3 protein-coding genes and 1 CRISPR repeat array are annotated in these 3,774 nt (G+C 47.9%); of the genes, 2 read left to right on the top strand and 1 reads right to left on the bottom strand.

All coding sequences use genetic code 11. From position 1 onward, the window contains the following. Positions 1 to 354: 354 nt before the first annotated feature. Together DXZ20_RS00765 and DXZ20_RS00770 are read left to right on the top strand one after the other, a co-directional pair. Positions 355 to 903, top strand: a complete 549-nt coding sequence (locus DXZ20_RS00765; protein ID WP_163695729.1) for a hypothetical protein — start codon at positions 355 to 357, stop codon at positions 901 to 903. Next, the gene (locus tag DXZ20_RS00770; RefSeq protein ID WP_250565538.1) at positions 876 to 1,244 is read left to right on the top strand and encodes a hypothetical protein; all 369 of its coding nucleotides are present in this window, start codon (positions 876 to 878) and stop codon (positions 1,242 to 1,244) included. The genes DXZ20_RS00765 and DXZ20_RS00770 overlap by 28 nt, the downstream gene beginning before the upstream one ends. A gap of 125 nt (positions 1,245 to 1,369) precedes the next feature. After that, positions 1,370 to 3,122: direct repeats of the CRISPR family, unit length 35 nt; unit sequence GTTCAGATTCCATTACCCCGAAAGGGGACGGAAAC. 273 nt (positions 3,123 to 3,395) lie between these two features. Here the strand turns inward: DXZ20_RS00770 and DXZ20_RS37130 are convergent. Beyond that, positions 3,396 to 3,774 (bottom strand): transposase (locus DXZ20_RS37130; protein ID WP_250565539.1); only part of this gene is annotated, 379 nt, incomplete at its 5' end.

Consider the following 3,774-nt stretch of genomic DNA (forward strand, 5'->3'; position numbering starts at 1 on the left):
GTAAGTACTTCAAAACTGTCTGAAGTGTCCCGAATGCTGGCGGAGAACTGCCCAGCGCTGGAGATATTGAGATATGTGGTGAAGGGCAAGAAAAAGCTTTCAAAATCAGTTCAGAGCTTATTAGGTAATAGTAGAACTGCAGGAGTGTAGACAGCTTTTTTAGATTCTATCCAGAACAAACAGAATTATTTTTGTTAATTACCTACGGATTTATTGCCATCTAAAATCAATATTCTGAGAAAACTTGTTTTCTGGTAATTCACAGAATCTTTACCAGAATTCGGGGAAATGGCTGTGACTTTTTTTTCTCAGAGCTTTTCATAATATGGGAGCTGAAAATAAAAAACTTTTTCCATGACTGAGCAGAATTCTACCGTTGAGCACCAGATTCGTCCGACTGTCTTGCAGGACCAGCTTGGTATTAAAAAAGATGCTTACTATGCTTATCTGAAGCATTTGGGTATCACGGCTGAGAAGGATTCTACTAGTAAGGCATTTCTGAATTCTGAGCAGGAAAATTTAATTCGAGCACTCCGTAAGCATGTGGTTGCTGGTGGAAAGATTGAGGCTTTTAAGGTTGATGAGCAACCGGTAGCGCTGGCTGTTGCCGATGGTGGCGAACTAGGACAGGTCACTGAGCACCCCGTTGAGGAAATCAATCCAGCCCAGGGGTTAGATATGGAAGCGCTGTATCTGGAGGCTTCTGAGCTTGCGGCTCAGCGGCTCACAGCAGGGCAACAGGTGGTGATGGCGATGGCTAGCCGCATGACCTATGAAGATTTGCATCCTACCGCTAAGGCTAAGGTTGACCATGTGCGGACGGTCGCTGTCCCAAAGTTCAATGCTCAGGAGGTGGCGGAAAACCTTCTGAATCAATGCCGTCAGCAGATGCAGGTGGCTTAGGGCAGACAACCGAGGGGTTTAAGCATGTGTGCGCTGCTATCGATTCGGGTAGCAGCGTTTTGGTGCTGGCTGAGTTGGGGATGGTGGGGACAATGCCCCAGGACTTGGCCAAGCATTATGGGGGTGAGTATGAGATCGCAACCGCCATTTACAAAGGCAGTGGCAAAAAGTTCTTTGTGGCTATTGCTGAACAGTTGGATATCCCAACGACTGAGCCGAAGTACAACAAGGAGGGTGAGCCGGTCGGTGAGAAGGCAATGACCATGGATGCGCTCAAGGATGAAATCGCTGAAAATATTGGTCCTCAGACGTTGCTGATTTTCCCTGAGGCAAAGCGATGAGGGACATTCAAACGTTTTTCACAGGGTCTTATTGGGAGTCATTTTCGATTGTGTAGGGTCAGTTTTGCCCCCCTCAGATTTAGGTATCTGGAAAGCCCTAACCACAATAGTTTCAAAAGGTAGGGGTTCAGATTCCATTACCCCGAAAGGGGACGGAAACCTGCTTGTGCTGCACTAGCGAACTCGGTGTTACCGCGGTTCAGATTCCATTACCCCGAAAGGGGACGGAAACTCAACAGATGTGCAGGAAGACCCCATATGACTGTAAATGTTCAGATTCCATTACCCCGAAAGGGGACGGAAACGTGATAGCTTGCCATGCAGCCTCACTGCATGCGTGGTTCAGATTCCATTACCCCGAAAGGGGACGGAAACTCAACCTCGCTCTGTTCTGTTGTGCTACAGCAACACAGTTCAGATTCCATTACCCCGAAAGGGGACGGAAACCTGCACCGCCGCCTGCGCCAAACGTTCCCGACACAAGTTCAGATTCCATTACCCCGAAAGGGGACGGAAACCCTAGTAGATAGTTAGCGCGCGCTTGAAGAATCGGGTTCAGATTCCATTACCCCGAAAGGGGACGGAAACAATTGACAGAAGGCAATCGAAGCAGTGAGTGCGATAGTTCAGATTCCATTACCCCGAAAGGGGACGGAAACAGTTCTCTGATTGGGTCAGGGTAATAGGTCAATGAGCGTTCAGATTCCATTACCCCGAAAGGGGACGGAAACTCGGCGGCCTAGAAGCCATTAAAACAGAGATTATGGTTCAGATTCCATTACCCCGAAAGGGGACGGAAACCGATGTATCTTAATCTACATCATCAGTAATAGTTAAGACGGGTTCAGATTCCATTACCCCGAAAGGGGACGGAAACCTTTACTGCATACTTTCGAAAAGCTCAGCTAATGCAATGGTTCAGATTCCATTACCCCGAAAGGGGACGGAAACCCGCAGCAGCGAGTACGAAGGGCAACGTACCAATGACGTTCAGATTCCATTACCCCGAAAGGGGACGGAAACCTGCCCGCAACAGCATATTAAGGCTGTTTTTAGTGATTGTTCAGATTCCATTACCCCGAAAGGGGACGGAAACCAAACAATTGAGCACGGCATGTCGCTATATTTTGAAGGGTTCAGATTCCATTACCCCGAAAGGGGACGGAAACTATCCAACCGTTCCAGAAGCAAACCCAAGCCGAATAGTTCAGATTCCATTACCCCGAAAGGGGACGGAAACTATCAACCCCTTCAGCAAAGGAATTAGACTCAGACGTTCAGATTTCATTACCCCGAAAGGGGACGGAAACACCAAACGCCGTGGTCAATAGTAACGTAGCCGCGAGTTCAGATTCCATTACCCCGAAAGGGGACGGAAACTGTTGTCAAAACCCCGAGAAAACACCTTTCACAGTGTTCAGATTCCATTGCCCCGAAAGGGGACGGAAACAGTTTCTAACGCAGTCTCCACAACGCGAACGAGAATCCGTTCAGATTCCATTACCCCGAAAGGGGACGGAAACATTATCACCGTCTAAGTCATCCTTATTATCTTCTAAAAGTTCAGATTCCATTACCCCGAAAGGGGACGGAAACCTTATATTAGATGAAGCAACATGGCCGGTCACCACGTTCAGATTCCATTACCCCGAAAGGGGACGGAAACACAATCACCTAACAAAGCGTTAGTAATCATCTGTGTTCAGATTCCATTACCCCGAAAGGGGACGGAAACACTTTAACTTCCGCCCCACGTTGACAAGCGCAAAGTGTTCAGATTCCATTACCCCGAAAGGGGACGGAAACTAACATGCTGTATCTGGTTGGTGCCGAATATGCATGGGTTCAGATTCCATTACCCCGAAAGGGGACGGAAACCTAGCATCATACCACATACCGTATGGTCAATACCGTTCAGATTCCATTACCCCGAAAGCGATTATGTTTGCTGTCAAGGGCGGTTATTGAAAAAACGTGAGAATACAGCGTTGCAACAGTGGGTTCTCACCGTCTTTTTGACGGCAAATGTTGAAAATCAATCACACTCCTCTATTCTCTCTTTTCTAGTGTTAAAAAGGAGCAACAACTTATCTAAATTGATCAGAAAAAGGTTCTACATTTGCACAGAAAAAAGCGCTGTGACCATGGAAACTAGGCCGTTTGGAAGAATGCTGTGACTTTGTTGTCATCCCAGGGTTCATTCTTCTTGACCATTGCGTTCAAACAGATGATAAACTTTCTCATACACGCAATAATCGCCACTTTCTTAGCTTTCCCTCTGGCCAGTAGCTGTTGATAGAAGGCACGAATCGGTGGATTGCACTTCAGCGCTGATAAAGTGGCCATGTATAGCAGCGCCCGCACCGCGCCTCGACCGCCCCAAATACGTCGCTGTCCCTGAAAGCGACCGCTGTCTCGATTAAAGGGCGCAACACCGACCAACGCTGCAATCTGTCGCCGATTGAGCGTACCGAGCTCCGGCAACAACACTAGAAAGCTTGCCGAAATTAGCGGGCCAATGCCTTTGGGG

The sequence above is a fragment of the Adonisia turfae CCMR0081 genome (assembly GCF_011009555.1).
GTDB classification, from domain to species: domain Bacteria; phylum Cyanobacteriota; class Cyanobacteriia; order Phormidesmidales; family Phormidesmidaceae; genus Leptothoe; species Leptothoe turfae.

What these genes read in the sequence shown, in the direction of transcription:
- DXZ20_RS00770 (WP_250565538.1), top strand. Translation starts at nt 876, where the DNA reads ATGCCGTCAGCAGATGCAGGTGGCTTAGGGCAGACAACCGAGGGGTTT.
- DXZ20_RS00765 (WP_163695729.1), top strand. Translation starts at nt 355, where the DNA reads ATGACTGAGCAGAATTCTACCGTTGAGCACCAGATTCGTCCGACTGTC.